Annotated in this window: 18 protein-coding genes; 7 read left to right on the top strand and 11 right to left on the bottom strand. The window is 51.1% G+C overall.

The features are described from left to right. Positions 1-30: 30 nt before the first annotated feature. The 3 genes from ACOQPM_RS06570 to ACOQPM_RS06580 all read right to left on the bottom strand — a co-directional run bounded on the left by ACOQPM_RS06570 (position 31) and on the right by ACOQPM_RS06580 (position 2,501). Complete coding sequence (locus tag ACOQPM_RS06570) at positions 31-1,215, bottom strand: SHOCT-like domain-containing protein (protein WP_420628445.1); 1,185 nt, start codon at positions 1,213-1,215, stop codon at positions 31-33. Positions 1,216-1,290: 75 nt separating this feature from the next. Next, positions 1,291-1,917, bottom strand: coding sequence for an SHOCT-like domain-containing protein (locus ACOQPM_RS06575; RefSeq protein WP_420628446.1), 627 nt, complete (start codon positions 1,915-1,917; stop codon positions 1,291-1,293). 191 nt (positions 1,918-2,108) lie between these two features. Further along, on the bottom strand, positions 2,109-2,501 hold the full coding sequence (locus ACOQPM_RS06580) for a DUF2089 domain-containing protein (protein WP_420628447.1): 393 nt from the start codon (positions 2,499-2,501) through the stop codon (positions 2,109-2,111). A gap of 580 nt (positions 2,502-3,081) precedes the next feature. On the opposite strand from ACOQPM_RS06580, the gene ACOQPM_RS06585 reads away from it, so the two are divergent. From ACOQPM_RS06585 to ACOQPM_RS06600, 4 genes are all read left to right on the top strand, one after another. Then, positions 3,082-4,857, top strand: a complete 1,776-nt coding sequence (locus tag ACOQPM_RS06585; RefSeq protein ID WP_420628448.1) for an ABC transporter ATP-binding protein — start codon at positions 3,082-3,084, stop codon at positions 4,855-4,857. Next, positions 4,857-6,788 carry an ABC transporter ATP-binding protein gene (locus tag ACOQPM_RS06590; RefSeq protein ID WP_420628449.1) on the top strand — a complete coding sequence of 644 codons (1,932 nt, stop codon included), beginning with the start codon at positions 4,857-4,859 and terminating at the stop codon, positions 6,786-6,788. The genes ACOQPM_RS06585 and ACOQPM_RS06590 overlap by 1 nt, the downstream gene beginning before the upstream one ends. A gap of 174 nt (positions 6,789-6,962) precedes the next feature. Further along, the gene (locus tag ACOQPM_RS06595) at positions 6,963-7,496 is read left to right on the top strand and encodes an RNA polymerase sigma factor (protein ID WP_420628450.1); all 534 of its coding nucleotides are present in this window, start codon (positions 6,963-6,965) and stop codon (positions 7,494-7,496) included. 94 nt (positions 7,497-7,590) lie between these two features. Further along, complete coding sequence (locus tag ACOQPM_RS06600; RefSeq protein WP_420628451.1) at positions 7,591-8,283, top strand: hypothetical protein; 693 nt, start codon at positions 7,591-7,593, stop codon at positions 8,281-8,283. A gap of 151 nt (positions 8,284-8,434) precedes the next feature. On the opposite strand, the gene ACOQPM_RS06605 is transcribed toward ACOQPM_RS06600, so the two are convergent. Further along, entirely contained in the window at positions 8,435-9,445 is a 1,011-nt protein-coding gene (locus ACOQPM_RS06605; RefSeq protein WP_420628452.1) for a LysM peptidoglycan-binding domain-containing protein, read from the bottom strand. A gap of 389 nt (positions 9,446-9,834) precedes the next feature. Between ACOQPM_RS06605 and ACOQPM_RS06610 the strand changes: the two genes are divergently transcribed. Genes ACOQPM_RS06610 through ACOQPM_RS06620 form a run of 3 tightly spaced genes read left to right on the top strand, consistent with a single transcriptional unit; the run spans position 9,835 to position 12,875 of the window. Next, positions 9,835-11,406, top strand: coding sequence for a GAF domain-containing protein (locus tag ACOQPM_RS06610; protein WP_420628453.1), 1,572 nt, complete (start codon positions 9,835-9,837; stop codon positions 11,404-11,406). Positions 11,407-11,461: 55 nt separating this feature from the next. After that, a complete protein-coding gene (locus ACOQPM_RS06615; protein ID WP_420628454.1) occupies positions 11,462-12,496 on the top strand; it encodes an inositol monophosphatase in 1,035 nt (344 codons plus the stop codon). A 52-nt stretch (positions 12,497-12,548) separates the two neighbouring features. Beyond that, on the top strand, positions 12,549-12,875 hold the full coding sequence (locus ACOQPM_RS06620; protein ID WP_420628455.1) for a hypothetical protein: 327 nt from the start codon (positions 12,549-12,551) through the stop codon (positions 12,873-12,875). A 57-nt stretch (positions 12,876-12,932) separates the two neighbouring features. On the opposite strand, the gene ACOQPM_RS06625 is transcribed toward ACOQPM_RS06620, so the two are convergent. The 7 genes from ACOQPM_RS06625 to ACOQPM_RS06655 all read right to left on the bottom strand — a co-directional run bounded on the left by ACOQPM_RS06625 (position 12,933) and on the right by ACOQPM_RS06655 (position 21,788). Continuing rightward, positions 12,933-14,177, bottom strand: a complete 1,245-nt coding sequence (locus ACOQPM_RS06625) for a cysteine desulfurase-like protein (protein ID WP_420628456.1) — start codon at positions 14,175-14,177, stop codon at positions 12,933-12,935. A gap of 161 nt (positions 14,178-14,338) precedes the next feature. Beyond that, positions 14,339-15,325, bottom strand: a complete 987-nt coding sequence (locus ACOQPM_RS06630) for an ABC transporter permease (protein ID WP_420628457.1) — start codon at positions 15,323-15,325, stop codon at positions 14,339-14,341. After that, entirely contained in the window at positions 15,325-16,401 is a 1,077-nt protein-coding gene (locus ACOQPM_RS06635) for an ABC transporter permease (RefSeq protein WP_420628458.1), read from the bottom strand. The genes ACOQPM_RS06630 and ACOQPM_RS06635 overlap by 1 nt, the downstream gene beginning before the upstream one ends. Then, entirely contained in the window at positions 16,398-17,900 is a 1,503-nt protein-coding gene (locus tag ACOQPM_RS06640; RefSeq protein WP_420628459.1) for an ABC transporter ATP-binding protein, read from the bottom strand. The genes ACOQPM_RS06635 and ACOQPM_RS06640 overlap by 4 nt, the downstream gene beginning before the upstream one ends. A gap of 83 nt (positions 17,901-17,983) precedes the next feature. Next, positions 17,984-19,249, bottom strand: coding sequence for a BMP family lipoprotein (locus ACOQPM_RS06645; protein ID WP_420628460.1), 1,266 nt, complete (start codon positions 19,247-19,249; stop codon positions 17,984-17,986). A gap of 307 nt (positions 19,250-19,556) precedes the next feature. Next, positions 19,557-20,780, bottom strand: a complete 1,224-nt coding sequence (locus tag ACOQPM_RS06650) for a hypothetical protein (RefSeq protein WP_420628461.1) — start codon at positions 20,778-20,780, stop codon at positions 19,557-19,559. Positions 20,781-20,840: 60 nt separating this feature from the next. Beyond that, entirely contained in the window at positions 20,841-21,788 is a 948-nt protein-coding gene (locus tag ACOQPM_RS06655) for a carbamate kinase (RefSeq protein WP_420628462.1), read from the bottom strand. Between the last annotated feature and the right edge of the window lie 8 nt (positions 21,789-21,796).

The raw sequence follows: 21,796 nt of genomic DNA on the forward strand, positions 1-21,796 counted from the left end.
ATCGGATCACCGATTACCGTTCACCGATTATCAAGCTTCCTCCGGTACACCCCGAATCATCATCTCCACCAACTCATCAGCCGTGAGGGAATCGCCCATCTTGGCCTGCATGCGCTCGGCAAATCTGGGTGAGACACCATGAATTTTCATGGAGATTAGGTCATCGGCTGTGAGCCCTTTACCCAAAACTCCCTGCATTCGCTCGGCAAACTGCGACCGTACACCGTGAATTCGCATTGTTACCAATGTTTCAGCAGAAAGGTCTGGCAAGTTTAGCGCCACCATGGTGGTGGCATAATGGGGGTCAACGCCATGAATTCGCATGTTAACAAGCTGCTCGGCATCTAAATCTGGCAGGCCAAAGGCACTCATTTGCTTGATGAAATCGGCCGTAACATGATGAATACCCATGTTGATGACGTTGTCCAGATCAAACGGACCCAAATTACTGTTTTGCAGTTGGTGAATAAGCTCTGGGCGAATGTTGTGGATGCCTAGCTGCACAATCTGGTCAATCGTCAGATCGGTCATGCCCATGCTGCGAATTTCTCGGACGAGAATCGGCCGTACTTTGTGAATGCCAAGCTGCACCACATCGTCCACAGTCAAATCATCCAGCCCCAATTCACGAATTTCCTGGATCATCTCCGGACGCACACGATGGATGCTTAATTGCACAATGTCATCCACGTTGAGGTCGGTGAGGCCAAGTGCCTGCACCTGCCGCAGGTAATCCGGCCGGACATTGTGAATGCCCAACTGCACTACTTCGTCTGTGTTGAGATGCGTTAAGCCCAAACTGCGAACTTCCACAATCAACTCTGGCCGAACGCGATGAATCGCCAGTTGAACAATTTCATCTACGTTCAGGTCAGTTAGCCCAGCCTCATGCAAACGGCGGATATAGCTGGGGCGAACATGATGAATTTGCAACTCCCACAGCTCATCCTCGGTTAAATCTTTTAGGCCTACCTGTGCCATCGCCTCTACAAATTGGCTGCTGATTCGTTGATGTTTGTTGTGAGAACCGCGCTCTTCCCAATAGGCTGGATTGGTAAAGGTGGGTGGCGTGACCAACTTCGGGGGCTTGACTGGCGTGGGCGGGGTGGGAGGTTTTTCGCTGATGGCCAGTGCTTCTAAAAGGGTGTTGGCTTCATCTGATGAGATTTTACCTTCGGCCAACATGGTTAAGATCATTTTGCGTTCTTCGCTCATTTTTATCTCCTTTAGCTAGTGGGTAGTGGCCAGTAACTGGTTACTTGTACCAACCACCACAACTAGCCACTATCACTACAGCAATTGAATTGTCTCTTTTAGCAGTTCTCCGTCTACGTCCTCAATGGCCATTTGGACGAAGGCATCGGCATCTAGCTCTTGTAGAAAGTCGGCCTCTTTGATTTGTTGAATGAATTCCTTTGTTACACCTTCGATGCCCATTAAGACGATGTGGTCGCCAGTGAGGGTAGGCATATGCAAATTACGAACGGCCGTTAAAAACTCAGGATGTACCCCTTCAATGCCCATCTGTACAATTTGATCACCGTTGAGAGACAAATCTTCAAGTTTGCTCACCGCTGTAATAAACTCTGGCTCTACGCCTTCAAGCGCCATGTGTACAATCTGGTCGCCAGACAGTGGGGCATCGTGCAGTTGGCGCACGGCGCGAATGAAATCTGGGTCGGCACCCTCGCGGTTAAGCTGGAGGATTTGCTCGGCGGTTAGTTTGGGGTTAGCCCTGGGCGGATTTATAGATTTCGGTGGTATGGGCGGCGTCGGAGGGACGGGTGGAACAGAGGGGGTGCTGTTGGCGGACGATACGGCCGTGTCCCCCAACGCTTCCAGCAATAAATCCGCCTCATCTACAGAGATTTTGCCATTTTTCAACATATCTAAAATGTGTGTGCGTTCTTCTTTCATTGGATTCTCCTTATTCTTCTGATTTTGCCAGGGCAACTTGTATTAGGCAGGATGCAACCTGGCTAGGCGCCCTGGACTGTACGGCCGTAGCCGATTTTCAAATTTTGTGCTGCGTTGGGTGTATTAGTATTATTCGTAATCGGTTGTCAAAGACCTTTACTGATAACCGTTTCTGACCACTGATTACCGGATCACGATTTTAGCGCTTTTAGGAGCTTCGCTGCTTCATTTACATCAATCTCGCCACTGTCTACACGAGCCAAAATTTCCTGCCGACTTTGGCGTCGCGTTTCTTCGGCAACGGCTGGCTCAACATCCTTGTTCTCGAAGCCAAGCGCATCAACTATTTCATTCAGGCGGTTGCGAATGGTCCAATAAGACATGCCAATCTCTCGCTCCATCTCCTTCACGTTGCCCTTGTTTTTGACAAACAGTTCCAAAAAGTGCAGATTTTCTGGCGAGAGTTTGGAGAAAATATTGGGGGTAAATTCCCCGACCACCATTGTGCCACAGCTGCGGCAGGTTTGTTGCGTCACAACCAGTTCACCGGCACAGGCTGGGCATGTCTCTAGCAATTTCCGCATGAATTAGTTCCTTTTATTATAGAAATACGGTTTCTTTGAGAAATTGTATTTCTGATGCTATGTAGCTAAAAAATTGAATGATGTGGGCAATATACACAAAAATTTTGGTGTTGTCAACAATATTTTTGGTTTTTTAGCAAAATTGCTCAATAATTTGCCAAAATTGTGCGTTTTTTTGCATTTGTCACCAAATTTGTGGGGTTTGGCTCTAATCTTTAGGAAGAAGTAAGCGTTCAGGTGACAGTCACTTATTCCAGAGGTGATGACAAAATCTAAACCGCTTTGAAGTGACTGTCACCTTTGGGACAATTACGGGAGGAAAAGGCTCAGTGGCAAAAAAGGGGCAATTGCTGCCAAGGGTGGACAGTCAGTTGAGGTTTGGGTTAAACTTATTTGTTCTGTTAGACGATTGTCTAACGTGTGGGGGAACGGCTGTTTCCCCGTGTATGTGTAAATCACAAAACGCATTTTGATGAAAAATGAGCCACGATATTGTGATTTACTTAGGCAAAAACCAAATGCGAGACCGCACAAATTCAAATTTCTTTTTGGTTTTTACCACATCTCTGGAGGATCAGTTATGAAACAAGATGCCGTCTACCGACGACTGCTGGGTTACCTAAAGCCATACCGCACTCAGCTATTCCTCGCCTATGCCTCGATGCTGTTTGCCACTCTGCTGAATCTATTTGTGCCCCAAATCATCAAAGATGCCATTGATAACGGGCTGGCAGCGGGCGAACCACGGGCGCTGTTTGTGGCCGGCGGCATCATTTTGGGCATTGCGGTGGTGCGCGGTTTAGCTGGGTTTGGCCAGCTATTTTTGGGTGAATGGCTCACACATCGCGTTTCTTATGATTTACGCAACCATTTTTACAACAGCGTTCAAGCCCTGCCATTTAGCTTCCATGATCGTACCCTAACAGGTGATTTAATGAGCCGCGCCACCAGCGACATCACCGAAACCGAGCGATTTGTGGGCATTGGGCTGATGGGGCTGATTTCTACCATGTTACTTTTGGTTGGGGTGATTGCCGTCATGCTGTGGGAATCTGTACAGCTTTCGCTGCTGGGGCTAATTCCCATTCCGCTGCTCATTTACGCAACCATTCGCTTTGGCAAAACCGTGCGGCCTATGTTCAAGCTAATTCAGGAGCAAATGGGCGTGCTCTCTTCCACCATGCAAGAGAGCATGACGGGCATCAAGGTGGTCAAGGCCTTTGCCCGTGAGCCGCATGAATTGGCTAAATTCGACCATGAAAATGACGAATGGTTTGATCGCCGCTACGGGCTGATTAAAACCTGGGCCGATAATTGGCCGCTGTTCACCTTTTTGGTCGCAGCTTCCATCTTTTTGCTGCTTTGGTTTGGTGGCCCACGCGCTTTGGACGGTGAGATTACGGTTGGAACTTTGTTTGCCCTAATCTCTTATATTCTTATGTTAAGTGCGCCAGTGCAGCGATTGGGCTTCCTAGTAAATTTGGCGGCGACGGCCGGAGCCAGCGCCAAGCGCGTATTCGACATCATTGATACGCCCAGCGAAATTCAGGAGCGGGACGATGCCATCGCACTTGACCGTGCAGAAGGGGCGATCACATTCAACAATGTTGATTTTGCCTATCGTGCGGATCGGCCAATTCTGGCAGACATTTCGTTCCATGCCGAGCCGGGGCAAACCATTGCGCTCATTGGGCCAACTGGCTCTGGGAAATCAACAGTTACGAATCTAATTCCTCGCTTTTACGATTCAACGGCCGGGCAAATTTTGGTGGATGGTGTGGACGTTCGTGATGTGCAGGTACAGTCGCTGCGGCAGCAGATTGGCATTGTGCTACAAGACCCGTTTTTGTTTAGCCAGACGGTAGCAGAAAATATTGCATACGGCCGTCCCGATGCCACCTTAGATGAAATTATTGCTGCCGCCAAAGCAGCCCGCGTCCACGGCTTTGTAACCGATATGCCAGATGGCTACGACACCCGCGTGGGCGAACGGGGCGTCACGCTCAGTGGTGGGCAAAAGCAGCGCGTGGCCATTGCACGGGCCTTGCTCACCGACCCGCGCATTCTCATTTTGGATGATTCTACCAGCAGCGTAGACACCGAAACGGAGCATCTGATCCAGGAAGCGTTGGCGGTGTTGATGGAGGGGCGCACAACGTTTGTGATTGCCCAGCGGCTGCTAACGCTTAAAAATGCAGATATGATTTTGGTGTTGGACAACGGCCGTATCGTCCAGCGAGGCACCCATGATGCGCTGTTGGCTGAAGGGGGCTTGTACCGTGAAATTTATGATTTGCAGCTAAAAGATCAGGAAGCGTTTGTGGCATTGGAAGCAGAAATGGGAGGGGGCGCATAATGAGTAATCAACAAAAACAACAGCAAAACGGGAGTAGCAACGGCCGTTCCCCAGAAAAAGAGTTCGATCCCAAAATGGGTATTGAGGAGCGTGAGCGGCAAGACCGTGAAGAGCGCATTCGCGCCCTGCTAAAAGAAGATGATGATGAACTGCTAGGCAAAGCGTACGACGGCCGTTTGGTGCGGCGATTGATGGGCTATATGCGGCCGTATTTGTCCCGCATGGTGGTTGCCATCGTGCTCATGATTAGCAGTTCGCTGCTGGCTGTCGCCCAGCCCACCATCGTAGGCCGCGCCATTGATGATGGCATTCGCGCTGGTGAATTTGACACGTTGCGACTGTGGACTGGCATGTTTATTGCCGCGGCCGTTGGCGAATGGATCACCAATCGGTTTCGCATTGCCATCATGGCTTACGTCGGCACCAAAGTGGTGGCCGACTACCGCAGCGAGCTGTTCCGCCACCTGCATACGCTGTCGCTCAACTTTCACAACAATTACAGCGTGGGCCGTCTAATGAGCCGCCTTATCAGCGATGTAGGCGTCCTGCAAGATTTCATCACCTGGTCCATTACCGGCCTCTTTCGCTCATTTTTTACGCTGACGGGCATTATCATTGCCATGCTGGTGCTGAACTGGCGGCTGGCGCTGGTTACCTTTGCCGTGCTGCCGTTGATGATTATTCTCACCAACTATTGGCGGGTGCGCGTGCGCGGCGCATACAGAGCCACGCGGCAGCGGCTGGCGCTCATCAACGGCTATCTCAACGAATCCATTTCTGGCATTCGTGTGACCAAAAGCTTCATCCGCGAGGCGAAAAACAGCCAATATTTTGACGATCTCAACTACTCCTACTTCAATGCCAACGTAGCTGCCAGCCGTCTCACGGCCACCTTCTTTCCTGGCGTGGATTTTATGGGCTCTTTGGCGACGGCTTTGGTAGTAGGCGTAGGCGGTTGGTTGGTGCTGGGCGATGCCCTCACCACCGGGACGCTGGTTGCTTTTGTGTTGTACATTGACCGCTTCTTTAACCCCATTCGGGAGCTGGCGCAACGGTACAACACCTTCCAGGCAACCATGGCCGCCAGTGAGCGCGTGTTTAACTTGCTGGATACCCAGCCAGACTTGTTGGATGCACAAAACGCAACCGAACTCCCCCCTGTGCAGGGGCGTGTAGCGTTTCGGGATGTAACCTTTAGCTATCAGGATGGCGTGCCAGTACTCAACGGCATCACGCTGCAAGCGGAGCCGGGGCAGCGGATTGCCTTGGTGGGCGAGACGGGCGCGGGCAAGAGCACCATCATTCGGCTCGTTGCCCGCTTCTTTGACATCACGGGTGGTTCGCTGACGATTGACGGGCATGAGGTGCGTCAGGTGACGCAGGCCAGCTTACGCAGCCAGCTAGGGATTGTGTTGCAAGATACGTTCTTGTTTACGGGCACGATTGAGGAGAATATTCGCTACGGCCGTCTCAATGCCACCGATGAAGAAGTAATTGCCGCAGCAACGGCCGTTGGTGCCGATGCCTTTATTCGCAACATGCCAGAAGGGTATCAAACGGAAGTGGGCGAAAATGGTGTGAACCTGAGTGTGGGGCAGCGGCAAATCATCTCCTTTGCTCGTGCCCTGTTGGCCGATCCGCACATTCTTATTTTGGATGAAGCCACCAGCAGCGTGGACACAACCACAGAAAAAGTGATTCAGCAGGCGTTGGATACGCTTATGGAAGGACGCACCAGCTTTGTGATTGCCCACCGACTGAGTACGATTGTCGGGGCGGATCAGATTGTGGTTTTGGATAACGGCCGTATCGTAGAACGCGGCACCCATGAAGAACTGCTAGCCCGAAAAGGACGTTACTACAACCTGTACACCATGCAGTGGGCTGCCCAAGAGGGCGAGGCCAGCCAGACCCATTTCAGCCAAAGCTAGGTTTTCAGGGGCGCGGATTAACACCGGACGGTTTGACGAAATTAAATGATTTGGACACTGATGAGCACTGATTTTCACGGATTTTTGCCCATATCAGTGTTCATCTGTGTTTATCAGTGTCCTAAATCTCCCCTTGAATTGTGATACTTTTCTCCAAACTGCGTCTTAACAGATATGAGCATCGTTCTTCCTTTTGGCAAACAACAAACGGCCGTCTCCATTGACTGGAACGCCCTGTATGCTGATCACATCGGGCGCATCTTTAACTTTTTTCGCTATCGTGTTGGCGATGAGGCAACGGCTGAAGATTTAACGGCCGTTACCTTCGAGAAAGCGTGGGTTAAACGCCAACAGTTTCGTGGAGATGCCGACTCGTTTGTCCACTGGTTGTATGCGATTGCTCGCAACGTTGCGAATGATCATTATCGGAAAAGACCCGACACAGTTGCTTTAGATGAAATTGTCACTCTAGCAACTAGCACAAATCTAAACGACGTAGTCGCCAAAAAAATAGAGTTCGCCCAGCTTGTTCACGCCATTAGCCAACTACCTGCCCGTGAGCGCGATGTTATCACCCTCAAATACGGTGCAGCCTTGAACAATCGCCAAATTGCCAGGCAGCTACGGCTAAGTGAATCAAACGTTGGCTCAATTTTACACTGCACCATTCACAAGCTGCGGCGGAAAATGGAGGATAAAGATGAATGACGATTTTTTGAAAAAGCATCGGGTTCGGCCAAACCCACACTTTGTCAGGTCGCTCTATCAATCAATTGAAAACCCAACCCGTAGGAGATTTACTATGTTTACAGATAGATTTTTCTCAAGAAATATGTTGCGCCCAGCGTTTTTGCTACCGTTGGCAATCCTCATTGTCAGCTTTCTCACCCTGGCGATTTCACCCACGGCGCGAGCGGCCGTTCAATCTTTACTCTCATTCAATGGTGTGGAAGTCACCGTTGATCCGGAAACGGGCGGCCTGCGCGCCGAAGGAAACAGCGAGGCTATCATTTACCAAGATGACAATACGGTTTTTGTGGTTAGTGAAGATGGAAGTACGGCCGTTGGTGTTAGCCATGGTGAAAGGGAACCCCAACTAATGTTATTGGACGAAGTTGCGGCTGCTTTCCCCGACTTTGAACTGCCTACCAATTTGCCCGATGGCTACACCCTTGAACCGAATGCCGACATCCTTTTTGGCAAGATTGTCACCGTTCGTTGGCGTAATGAAGCAGGAGATACCATCACTTATTGGTGGGGAACCGCACCTGCACAACCTGAACTAGCATCCTCGGCGGAGGAAGCTGCTCCTGTAGAGATTACGGCCGAAAACGCTCAACAAATGACGAGCCGTATGGAGCCGTACCAAATAATGCAAGGGCCAGACGGATCAGAAATTGCTGTCTTGCGAAGCGAGGAGGATGGTGCCCTCGTACAAGTCATCGCAACGGACACGGCACTTTCGGTTGAAACGCTTCAAGCGATCATACCTTAGCCTAAGGCTGATAGATAAAAAGTATGCGATAATGTGACAGTCACTTTGAAAGTGACTGTCACATCCAGGCAAGAAAATGAAAAAGCGCACTCTGTCTCGAGTGCGCTTTTTGCTTTTCAGGGGGGTGAATCCTCAATTTCCAACCTCTGAACTACTGACTGCCGGGAATCTCCAGGGTTTGTCCTACATAAATGATGTAAGGTGAGGTTAAATCATTGGCTTCAGCAATGGCTGGCCAAGCTACGCCATATTGCAGCGAAATGAGGAACAGCGTTTCGCCTTGTTTCACCACATGGGAGAATGCTGGCGCGGGGCCAGGTGCATCCACAGGAATTTTTAGCTCATCCCCAACCTTGATCAAGTTAGGATTTACCAGCCCGTTGGCTTCTGCAATTTGTACCCAGCTAATGCCAAACTTAAGACCTATGCGGAACAGGTTGTCGCCAGGCTGTACGATGTAGGTTGTTTCGGTTTGGGGTGAAGGTGTTGGTGTCGGCCCTGGGTCTGGCTGGGATGCACCGGGCAGCTTAAGTACCTGACCCACCGTCAACACATTGGGATTTGCCAGGTTGTTTTCATTTGCAATAGCCACCCAGGAAATGCCATATTTTAGGCCGATACGATACAAATTTTCACCAGCAGCCACTGTGTGCGTAGCTGGAGTTGTTTCGTCTGAATCGTCTTGGGCATCATCAGCTTCATTGCCGTCGCCAGTGTCTGACGCTTCTTCGTCGTTATTGCCTTCTTGCTCTGTGTTTTCTTCATCTGCGGAATCTTCTGCTGCATCATCTTCTGCAGCGTCACCCGTCTCTTCTTCATTGGCAGCATCATCACCCGCACCACCATTGTCCTCTGCAGCAGGATCTTCAGCCGTATCTTCGCTTGGGCTGTCTGTACTGTCTTCGCTGTTACCTTCTTCTGTGGCGGGGTCTTCCGTAGTGGCATCTTCTGTGGTCGCGTCTTCGGTGGAGCCAGCGCTATCATCTGTTGTTGCAGTATTGCCATCGGTACCGCCACCCTGGTTGACGTCCGTTACTTCACCAGCCGAATCGCCATCGCCGGGATCGTCTGTGCCGCCAAGCGGCCGTTCGCAAGCCACAGTAATTAAGGTAAGCAAAATGAACAATGTTATCAAACTTAGTAAACGCCGCTGGGAAACCATCTCATACCTCCACTAACATGACGATGTTCTCATTTGTCTCTACTCAAACGAGAGGGGTGGTTGTTGGCAACTTGTCTGTCAATAACCATACTTTACATTAACATAACCAATTTCAGGCTAACTATAGCACGTTATTTGCTTTACGTAAAGTTAAAATTGCCCCTTTTTGCGCCTTTACAGGGTTGCAAATCTTTAATTTGGTGAGTGCGCCTTAGGGTATGTTATAATCGCCTCAATGTGTAAAGGTGAGCACAAAGTGGGTCATTTGTTGTGCTGGTGCCGCTATACCGTATCTACCAATTTTTCTCTGGTCTGCCTGAAATGCACGTAATAGCGTGCGTAAGTTTTTTGCCCTAGTGTGGGAGCTAATTGACTGATTAGACAACTATTTGGCTAGACCTATCGGGGTGGAGGGAAACGGCCGTATCTCTAAACAGAATCAAGAAGACATTTCTATGAGCGGTGAGTTCATTCTCATAATTGACGACAGTCAAGAAATCGTGAAACATCTAACCGAAACGGTTCTGCCAAGCTTTGGGTACCATACCATGCACGCCTACGATGGCAAAACGGGTCTGGAAATTATTCGAGAGAAAGAACCCGACCTGGTAATGTTAGATTTTAACCTGCCCCAAATGACTGGGTTAGACGTGCTTCAGCAAATGGCGCAAGAGTCTTTGCGTACACCCGTTGTGTTAATGACGGGTTACGGCTCAGAACTAAGTGCCATTGAAGCCTTTAGGCTAGGTGCTAAAGATTATTTGATCAAACCGTTTACGGTTGATGAAATTGTGGGGACGATAGATCGCGCCCTGGTGGAAACGCGCCTGCTCCATGACAAAGCAAAGCTGGCAGAGCAGATTCGTTTGCTAAAGGTGGAGATGAGTCGCCAGAGCAACGAGATGCAAACGCTCTCTAACATTGGCAAGGCAATTACAACGTTGCTGAGCGTAGACGAAGTGCTACAGCGGGTTTTGGAAGCGGCAATTTATCTGACGAATGCAGAAGAAAGCACCATTTGGCTACCTGATGACGAGGGGAAACATTTACGGCCGTATGATCGGCAAACCTCTCACCGCCCCCATGCAGAAGCACCCATTCTGCCAATGGCCGACTCACCTGCCGGGGAAGTTATGCAAACAGGCCGACCCATTCGCCAATCTTCAATGAGTGGGCAGGGAATGAAGGTAAAAAGTGGCTACTTTGCCCACGCAGTGATCTATGTGCCGCTGCAACTGCGGGGCATTCCGCTAGGCGTGTTGGGCGTCAGCAATCGCTCCGCTTACCGCGCCTTTAGCAAGCAAGATGAATTTCTCCTTTCCTTCCTGGCTGATTTTGCAGCCATCGCTTTAGAGAATGCGCGTGTTTTTCAGGCTGCCGACCAAGCATTGACAGTTCGGCTAGATGAGCTAAATACGCTCATTCACATCACCCAAACCATTACCTCATCCCTTGACCTTCAAGAAGTGATTCGGTTGACAATCCAGCAGGTTCATGATAGTTGGGACATCGAGGCTTCTTCTTTGTGGCTATTGGATGAATCTACCCAAACGTTGCGCGTGCTAACAAATGTGGGAACGGCCGTTGAAGAGTTGAGCAAAATTGAGTTAAACATTGATCAGGGCATTGTGGGCCAGGTGGTTAGTACGGGCCAGCCCATTTACACCAACGACGTGTCCAACAATGAGCACCATTACCACCAAGCGGATGAAAAAACCGGTTTTGACACAGACACCTTGCTCTGTGTGCCGCTTATTTTTCGGGGCAAAGTTATTGGAGCCATGCAGCTATTGAACAAGCTGGATGGTGCGTTTGATGAGGCTGATTTGGAACGCGCCCGCGCCATTGCTGCCGCCATCGCCATTGCCGTGAACAATGCTTTGCTTTTTGATGAAGCTGAATCGCGCAAGCAGCAGCTTGAAACTGCTTTACACCAACTGGATAACGCGAATTTGCCCTGATGTGTAAATCACAATATCCCGGCTCATTTTTATCGAAATACTTTTTGTGATTTACATGTCACCTACCCACCTTTTGCTTGAACCAATCCGAAAGTTGCATGCTCGCATTCAAACGGCCGTTGTCGCCGCCTGTGAACAAACCTCCCTGGAAAATTTGTCGGCTGTGGCGCAGGAAGCAGAAGGGGATACCATCTATGCAGTGGATCGGGTGAGCGAGGCGGTGCTGATTGATTTCTTCCGGCGAGAAGTGGCCAGCCAAATACCCATTGTGCTGATTGCCGAGGGGATACCCCAGGGGCAAGTGGTTTTGCCAGAAGGCACACCAGAAGAAACGGCCGTCTGGCGCATCATTGTAGACCCCATTGACGGCACGCGGGGGTTAATGTACCAAAAACGAAGCGGCTGGATTTTAACGGCCGTTGCCCCCAACCGTGGGCCCCAGACAAACTTGCAAGATATTGAGCTGGCTGTGCAAACAGAGATTCCGCTGGTAAAACAACATTTGGCAGATTCTGTCTGGGCAGTGCGCGGCCAGGGCGCAAAGGCCGTGCGGTTCAATCGGCTCACCGGGCAAGAAGTCCCAATACGGGTACGGCCATCACGCGCCACCAGCATCGCCCACGGCTTTGCCATGATCGCCCGCTTCTTCCCAGGGGCACGGGCTGAATTAGCGGCAATTGATGAAGAAATTGTGCTAGGGGCCTTAGGGCCAGTTCAGTCCGGCAAAGCCCATTGCTTTGAAGACCAATATATTTGCACGGGGGGCCAACTTTATGAGCTAATGGCCGGGCGAGACAGATTTGTGGCAGATTTACGGCCGTACCTCGAACCCATGCTTGCCCAACAAAACCAAGCCCTGGGCATCTGCTGCCACCCATACGACATCTGCACCGCCCTCATTGCCGAAGAATTAGGTGTCATTATTACCGATCCCGCCGGACGGCCGCTCAACCAGCCGCTAAACGTAAGCACAAATGTTGGGTGGGTTGGGTATGCTAATCAACACATTCAGCGACAAATAGAACCATTACTGCAAAAAGCTTTGCGCCAACGCCAACTACTGCCAACTACCAAACCAAAGCCAGCATAAGCGCAACCAAGAAGCAGAACAGAAACCAAAACTGTGGAGGGTTACTAAAATCATGAATTTTCAAGCATTTTTAATAGGCCTGGCGATTGGCCTCGTTAGTTCCATCGTCGGTGCCGTTGTGGAATACCTTATTGTGCGGAAGCGTGGCAACCTATCAGAAGATACAGAACGGCTGCCCGGCTGCATGTTGCTTGTTTCTGGTGGGTTAGGCGGTGTGGGTATGCTGGCAATCGGCTTTTCGTTGCTCACCTCCGGGGAAGTGGTACGCATGTTAATCACCGGGTTGGGTGTTGGTGTCGGCTTTTTTGGCGGATTTGTTGTGATGATGTTGATTTGGTTTATTGCCAATCGGCCTGGTAGCGAACACGAACATAGGTAATTACAAACATAATTGCCCATTACAGCTGTTAATTTTCACTTTTTTGCCATGAATTGTTTACTTGAGCTGAGTTATCGCGTGGAGCACCCGGTCTACTTCCTCAAACGTATTGTAATGAACAAAGCCAATACGCACCAATCCCCCTTCATCTAGCAAGCCCAAACGCTCCATTACGGCTACTGCATAATAATGCCCGTGCCACACAAATATGCCCTGCTCACCCAGCTTGGTAGCCACAGCTTCGGCAGATAAGCCCTCTACACTAACTGCAAAGGTGGGCGTACGCTCTGCCAGCTGCTCTACGTCAGTTATGCCATACACGCGCAGGCCAGGCACTTGCACAGCCCCCGACAAAAAGCGTTGGCTCAATGCCATCTCATGCGCTTTGATTTGCCGCATTGCCTGCACCAATTGTTCGCGCCGCGTACTTGCTTTGCCACCAATTGAGGCTATGTAATCTACAGCGGCCGTTACCCCGGCCAAACTTTCAAAGCTCTGTGTGCCAGTTTCCCATTTGCCAGCAGGCTTGGCAGGAGCAGGGCGCACTTTGTAAGCCATTAGCTCATCCAGCAGTTCATATTTGCCATACAAAATGCCCGTATGAGGGCCAAAATATTTGTAAGCTGAAGAGATTAAAAAGTCACAATCCAAAGCCTGCACGTCAATAAGGCCATGTGGTGCAAAATGAACGGAATCTACAAGCACAATGGCACCAGCAGCGTGAGCCAATTCAACAGCTCGCCGCACATTGGTAATACTGCCCACAGCGTTGGCAGCATATGTTATGGTCAGCAGCCGCGTCTTCTCATTGAGCAAATCGGGCAACAAATCCAGGCGCAGGGTGCAGTCGGTGGGATCAAAATCAAGCCAGCGCACAACAGCACCACTGTCCTGGGCAGCAAGCAGCCAGGGGGAGATGTTTGCATCATGGTCTAAGCGTGTCACGATGATCTCATCGCCGGGTTGCCAGGTGCGGGCCAAGGCGCGGCTAAGGCTAAAGTTGAGGCTGGTCATGTTTTGGCCAAAGACAATTTCTTCCGGGCGGCGGGCGTTGTAGAAATCCATCATCGCTGCCCGGGCGGCATTGGTAATGTCATCGGTGTAGCGGCTGGTGAGGAAGGGCCCACCAGAATTACTGCCGCCGTGCTGCCAATAGCTACTCATGGCATCAATAACGCTTTGGGGAACCTGGGTGCCACCTGGGCCGTCGAGGTAAATGGCCGTTTCACCCCCAACTTCTAATTGGAGTGCAGGAAAGTGAGCTCGTAAAGGAACAGGGTCAAAAGGAGTGAGGTTTTTCATAGCGGCAGATTATACAGCAACTCAATGCACGAACGGTAAGGCATTTTCAGAAAAACAAATAGGAATTCAACCTGAAAATGCCTCAAGCCAATTCCGAAAAATAATATTATTTCACCCTCAGTATTTTTCGGAATTGGCCTAAACCGAATTGTCTACAAACCTTATTCCTGCTCAAAGTACCTACCTAATCCAGCCGGAGGATGACTACGTAAAAAGCCAGCCAATCCCCGCCGCAAATTCAACGGCAGATAGCTCAACACACGATCTAACGCACTGCTGTTAAAAATGATGAGCGTCAAGATCATCAGCGGGAACGGGAGCAAAGGAAAAACCTGTACCGGCACTGCCGGAAAGACGGGCTGCAGCGTGGTTGCCGCCGCACGGAGCAAGCCAAACAAGTATGCGCCAAACGCCACCCGCAGCGGATGCCAGCCGCCAAAAATCACAATTGCCAGGGCAATCCAGCCAAAGCCTTCTGTATGGCGATGCGCCCAACCCAATTTAACATGCAGCGAGAATGCCGCGCCCGAAAAACCAATGAGCGCGCCGCCCATCAGGGTATACATATAACGCAACCTGATTACATTCACACCGCGGGCAAAGGCAGCTTCTGGTCGTTCGCCTGTACCGCGCAGCTTAAGGCCAGGCTGTGTCTTGTAAAACCAGAGCCACATGCCAATAATCAGCAAAAAGCTGAGGTAGGTAATGATGTCGTGGTCAAACAAAAGTGGGCCGATAACGGGAATATCAACCAAACCGGGGATGGGCAACGGGCCGACGCGTGGCCCAGGCTGACGTACAAACGGTGCGCCAAGAAAAGAACTTAATTCAATACCCATGAGCGTAAGAACAAAACCAATAGCAACCTGATCTCGCTTGAGCGTAATGCTGCCAAAAGCAACAATAGCAGCCATCAGTGCGCCAACAACCATAGAAGCCAGAAAACCGACAATGACGCTGTCGCTACTTTGGGCGGCGGCAAAACCGACCATTGCGCCCAGCATCATTGAGCCTTCAACAGAGAGGTTAATAACCCCGGCGCGTTCGTTTAGCGTTTCACCCAAGCTGGCAAAGATGAGGGGAGCCGAGGCGGAAAGGACAGAGCTAATGGTGGTCACAGATAAGATAGCTAACAGTGCTTCTAACATTAGTCACCTCCCTCCGTAGCAACGGCCGTTTCCAGACCACGCCTCTCTTGCGCCCGCTGCCGCCACCCCTGTACCAACTCAAACGATAGCACAATGACTCCTTGCAACACCCCCCCTAAAGCTGAATCCAAGCCCAACCGTAGCTGGAGCGGCACAGAACCAATCCCCAGCACAGCAAAAAAGAAGGCAATCGGGGCAATCAACGCCCCACGAAAACCGGTAAGTAGGACAATTAAAATGCCTAGAAACCCGTAGCCGGAAGAGATGTTGGTGACAAGCTGATGCCGCACCCCGGTAACAAGCAAGCCGCCCACCAGCCCAGCACACAAGCCACAAACAATGTAGGCACTCATCAAAATGCGGTTGGTCGGCACACCCAACATCGCTGCGCCGCGCACATTGCGGCCAACCGCTTTAAGCTGCAGCCCCCAAACGGTGCCTCGCAAGGCAAAATAGATTGCGACGACCACTAATATCGCCAGAATGATGGAATAGACGCTAATCCGCAAACCTTCAAGCGTGGGCAACCACAGCGTGCGGGGTAGCAGCTCGCTCGTGCTGACCGAACTGCTCCCTTCCGGTTTCCACGGGCCAGCCACCAAATAAATTGTAAGACCACTAGCCACAAAGTTGGTTGCCAATCCGCCAAAAATTTCGTTGACGCCCCCATATATTTTGAGCAGCCCTACCAGAACGCCCCAAATTGCACCCAAAATAGTGCCGCCGATGAGCATCAGTGGGATGGCGATAATGCCCGGCGTATCCAGCAGCAGCCGAGACATACCCACCGCACCAATGGCACCCATCACCACCTGCCCTTCCACGCCAATGTTCCACTGCCCGGCACGGAAGGTTACGAGCAGCCCGGCGGAAACGATAGCTAGCGAGACCCAAATCACAAAGGTGTCGGCGATTTTGCTACTGCTACCAAACGCGCCAGAAATAAAGGTGTTGAATACGTCAATTGGTGATTGGCCTACGGCGATGATGATAACGGCCGTAAAAAACAGGGCAATCAGTACCGGAGTTAAAGCAAATAAAATGCGCTGAGCGGGGGATTGGGTTTGTTCATTCATGTCGGTTGCTCGTTAACGGTTCGCCCGGCAATAAGGTAGCCAAGGTCAGTAACAGAAGTGGTGGCAGTTGGTACAACGGCCGTTACCTGCCCGCCAAAACAGATGACAATGCGGTCACTATATTGCAAAATCTCATCCAAATCGGCCGAAGAATAGATAATTGCCGTGCCTTCCTCGCGGCGAGCCAACAGCTTCCCCCAAATGTACAGGGCAGATTCCACATCCAGCCCGCGCGTAGGATGCTCCATGATGAGCAGCCGCAGCTTCGGCGGCAATAGTGCCAGGAGCGTGCGCTGCTGATTACCGCCCGAAAGCGATTCAACAGTACTGTCTGGACGACCCTTGATGTTAAATTCCGCGATGTTGGCTTGCGCTTTCTGCTGGGCAACTTCAAAATCTATGGTTGCCTTGGTAGGTTGCCCCGCTTTCTTTTGCACCTGCCTCTGGGCCAAAATCATATGCTCGGCAATTGTTAAACCAGGCACCAGACCCTCGACCATGCGGTTAGCAGGCATAAAAGCGACGCCCGCGTCGGTAAAGCGCGTGTAGCCAGCATTGGTTAGCTGTTGGCCGTCAATGGCAATACGGCCGTGTGTGGTAGGCAACAAGCCCGCACAAGCCTGCATCAACAGTCGCTGCCCGGACCCTTCCAGCCCGGCAATGCCAATAACCTCTCCGGCGGCAACATCAAAATTAACATTTGCCATATCAAGCCGCTCATCACTAATGGTAAGCTCAGAGAGCCGCAACAACGGCGACCCTAGCGGCACAGACGGCCGTTCGCCCACTTCAAACACCTGACCAAACATCATTTCAATGAGGCCATCTGTATCAAAAGGCGCAGGCATACGTCCAGACACCGCCCCCTGACGCAAAACGGTTGCCTCAGCGCAAAGCTCCTGTACATCTTCCAGCTTGTGCGAGACAAAGATGATGCTTTTACCCTGGGCAGCTAGCTGTTTCAGCGTAGCAAAAAGTTTTACCTTTTGCGGGGCAGAGATGCCCGTTGTCGGTTCATCCAGAATAAGCCCCTGCACGCCCAACCACAGCAGGCGCACAATTTCTAGTTGCTGCCGTTCGCCAACGGTGATGTCGAAAACAAAGGCATTGGGATCAAGGTCAAAGTCAAATTGTTGGCACAGCTTGCGGAAATCAGCTTCGGCGGCGGCGCGACCCTGGGGTAAACCACCATCCTTCCCTGCAATGAAGTTATCCAACAAGCGCATGGGGGGGAAATCGAGCGGATCCTGATGCAGCATCCCAACGCCATTTTGGATGGCATCTGCGGGGGAGTTGAAGCTAACGGAACGGCCGTTCAATACAATCTCACCACTATCGGCACTAATAAAGCCAGATAGCACCTTCATGAGCGTACTTTTGCCCGCACCGTTTTCCCCCAGCAGCCCGTGAATCGTGCCGCCTTCCACCGTTAGGGTCACGTCATTGTTGGCGTGAACCGGACCAAATCGTTTATGAATCTGTTTGAGTTCAATTTTCACAAGAATTCACGCGGGGGAGTGACTGGTATTGGCTCCCACTTGGCCAATACCAGCCACATAAGGTTTCAATTATCGGGTTTTAGTTATTCAGATGCGCCAATGATACCTTCAAGTAGTTGTTCAGTGTACCAGATTTGCTCATCAGTGGCGGTTTCGCCGTCCGCTACATACGCAGAGCCATCCTGATAGTTCAGCGGCCCGGTAAACAGGTTAATGCTGCCATCTGCCAAACCGGCAACGAACGCATCCAGATTTGCCTGATTATCGCCCAAAGCGGGGCCGTTAACCCAACCAATCGCGCTCGTATCTTTATTGTTTAGGTCAGACCAGTCTGGGCCAACCCATTCCCAGGTTTGTTCCCAGTTGCCAGCTTGGATGCTTTGCACCTTGGCCAGATAAGAAGGTCCCCAATTAAAGAACGGCACACCCAGGCAGATTTCTTCTGCCTCGGCGCAGGCATCTTCATAGTCGTAGGGGATTGCTGTTACATTGTCGCCTGCGTCCGCACGTTGCCCGGCCACTACCAAACCTTCGGTTGTGTCAATACCAGAAATAATTACCTCAGCTCCGTTGTCTACAAAGTCGTTGGCAACCTGGGTGGGATCAAGGGTAACGCCGGGGATGTTGAACCAGAAGCCAATCCAGGTCACGTTGAAGACGATGTCGTCCGGGTTGCCATCTTTGTAGTTTTCCCAGCAGTACCGTGCGCCCAAATAGGTGCTGTTGACCAGGCGTCGGGTTTCAGCGTCGATCAGCGGCCCAAGATAGGCAATGTTGCCGCTATCACTGGACAAAGCAGCGGCGCAGCCAGCAATCATCTTGCCAAACTCCATCTGCCCCATGATGTTGCTCACATTATCGGGAGCATCGCCTGTGAGGGCATCATCACCGGAGGCGTGAATAAAGTACACATCTGGGTGAGACAGCGCAGCGTTGTTGGTGCCGTCTGCCATTTCAGCAGAATTGGTGATGATGAGTTGGGCACCTTGTTCAACCAGATCATCTGTCACCTGCTCCACGGTCAGATCGGGATTGTCGGCAGGGTTTAGCTTATCAAACCAAACCAATTCAGAGTTGGGCACGTTTTCCAAAATATATTGGGCTGCTTCCCAATGCGCCTGGTTCCAACCTCGATCTTCTCTAGGGCCAACCATGATAAGGCCAAATACAAATGGTTCCTCATCCATCGCCTCTTCGCCGTCTTCATCTGCTGAAGTGTCATCAGTAACGGCCGTATCTGCATCGTCACTGCTCGTATCGGCTGCATCCTCTCCACCACAGGCAGCCAAAACAAGAGCCAAAGCCATCATTGCTACAAAAAACAGCCAAAGGGTTTTGTTTTTCATCATTTACTCTCTCCTCAATAACAGTTTTCAGTTAAGTCGTTGGCTAAATTTCTATAAAAATTCAACCGATCACTCGTTGATAAAATATTCTGTTGTGTTTATGGGCTTGGGATCACCTCCTTGCACTACCTTGAAACAGTTAGGATGTCACAATCCTATCAGGTGTACAAAGTTTGGTCGAGTGTAAAGAGTAACTAAAGATTACCCCTGTTTGTTAGTGTGTCATTGCATCGGTATGGGGTGATAATGATCATGTTTTGGTAGGATAAGGTTCTGCCAACGGCCGTTCACCCGAATACGTAATTATTGCTCACGCACGGCCGTTTCTACTATGCAACACCTCTAATTCCCGCTGATATGCAGCCACCACCTTTTCGTCCCCGGCCGTTTGAGCCAGAGCAAGCGCCTGTTCGGCATCCTGGCGTGCCCGTTCATGCTGCTGTTGCCGCTGATGTGCCAGACTCCGCAAATGATAAAGTTGTGCTTTGTGAAGTGGGTTGCGGAATTCATCACTGACTGTAGAGGCGGCGGCGATAGCATCATCTAAATGCTGCAACGCAATCTGCGCCTTCCCGGTGTCCCCATAATATTGGCTCAACAATTGATGGGCGATCGCCCGGTGACGGGGAGCATCCAGGCCAAGATGTAACGCTTTTTCCAAATTATTGACGGCCGTTTTTGGCACATTGCGCTTGCCAGACGTTTGAAGAATTGCCAACTGCAAATATCCCTCGGCCATGTTTGGATTTTGGGCAAGAATTTGGGTAAGCACACGCTTGGCCTGCTGCGGCGCACCGCCAACACGCAACGCATCCACATATTTCAGTGCAACTTCCAGATTTTGCGGATTGAGCCGCCAATCCGCTGCCAATTGCTCAAACGTGGCCGCTCCGCTGCGATCTTTATGGCCCACCATCTCAAACCAGCCTCGTCGGTCAGCTCGCCAAAATAGTAGAAGAATGGCAATGTGAACAACGGCCGTTCCCCCACTCAGCAGCGGCGTCGTCCCAAAATCATAAATTGTGCGCCAATCACCAATGAAGGTGAAGGCAGTGAAAAGAGGGTAGTAAATGAGTGAGTAAAATAGCAGGGTACGCAGAGAACGGAAGCCAAAGTAGCGCAGGGATTGGCTTTGGTTCCGGTAAAGCAGCCCAAACAAAATGGCCGCAAACAACAAAGAACCCAGCGTACCGCCCAAACTAATAATCCATTCCTGAGCAACAGGGAAAAAGCGATCTGGCTGTACATACCCCCAATAAAAACCGTAGCCACAATTGACAACCCGCCCTCCAAACAGCCAAATAGGGATTGCATGAAACAGTTCATGCACAAATACAGAAGGCGGAATCGCTAGCAAAAACGCACCTTGCTCTACCCAAGCCATTTTTTGCTGCGTCAGCGGCGGCTGCTTAAAGCCAGACCACTCCAGCCGAATACGCTGGGCAAGCTGTACAGCACGGAACGCATACAGCAGCGACAAGCCGTAAAAAAGCAGCTCCAACGGACTGGTCAGATCAATTCGAAAACAACCCATGAGAAATAGTGGCTGGTAGGTTAGTGGCTAGTCGTCAAAAAGTAGCCACTAACCACCAAACTAGCCTGTTATCCAGGTGCCGGTTTCGTGCCGCATTGCTCTGCCGATGTTGTCTGGATTGGTGATGAGTGCCTGCTTGCCACCCTTGCCCAGGAAGTCCAGCACCGCCTCAATTTTAGGCCGCATACTCCCGGGGGCAAAATGGCCTTCATCGAGATATTGTTGCAGTTGAACGGCCGTAATCTCACCCAAATTTTCCTGCTGTGGCGTATTAAAATTGATGGCCACCTGCGGCACGCCCGTCGAAATCAGCAGCAAATCTACCTGCAGCTGCGCCGCTAGCAAACCACTGGCCCAATCCTTATCAATGACCGCCATTACCCCCTGAATTTCACGCAATTCCCCTTTGGGGTTTTGCACCACTGGGATGCCACCACCGCCAACGGCAATCACCACGCCACCAGCCGCCACTAGCTGCTGAATCGCCTCCTCTTCCACAATGCGAATCGGTTTAGGCGAAGCCACCACCCGCCGCCAGCCACGTCCAGCATCTTCCACCACGCGCCAACCCTGCTTCTCAAACAACCGTGCCTGCGCTTCTGTCATAAAGCCACCAATTGGCTTGCTTGGTGATTGAAATGCCGGATCATCTTCCTTCACCAAAACCTGTGTCACCACAGAAACCACCGGCACGCGCCGATTGCGGCTGAACAACTCATTGCTCAACGCTTGCTGCAGCATGTAGCCAATAGAGCCTTGCGTATCCGCCACAATAATATCCAGCGGCGTGGTGTGAACTTCATGGGCAGCTAGCTCATTGCGGCGCAAAATGTAGCCAACTTGTGGCCCGTTGCCATGCGTCACCACCAAACGCCAGCCATCCTCCACCATATCGGCCAAATGACGACACGTTTCACGCACAGCATCCCATTGATGCGGAAGATCGGGATTGCTTTTATCGGTAATCAAAGAGTTGCCGCCTATGGCGACCAAAGCAGTGCGGGACATGTGGGACC

Source organism: Candidatus Leptofilum sp., assembly GCF_965223525.1.
In the GTDB taxonomy this organism is placed as follows: domain Bacteria; phylum Chloroflexota; class Anaerolineae; order Promineifilales; family Promineifilaceae; genus Leptofilum.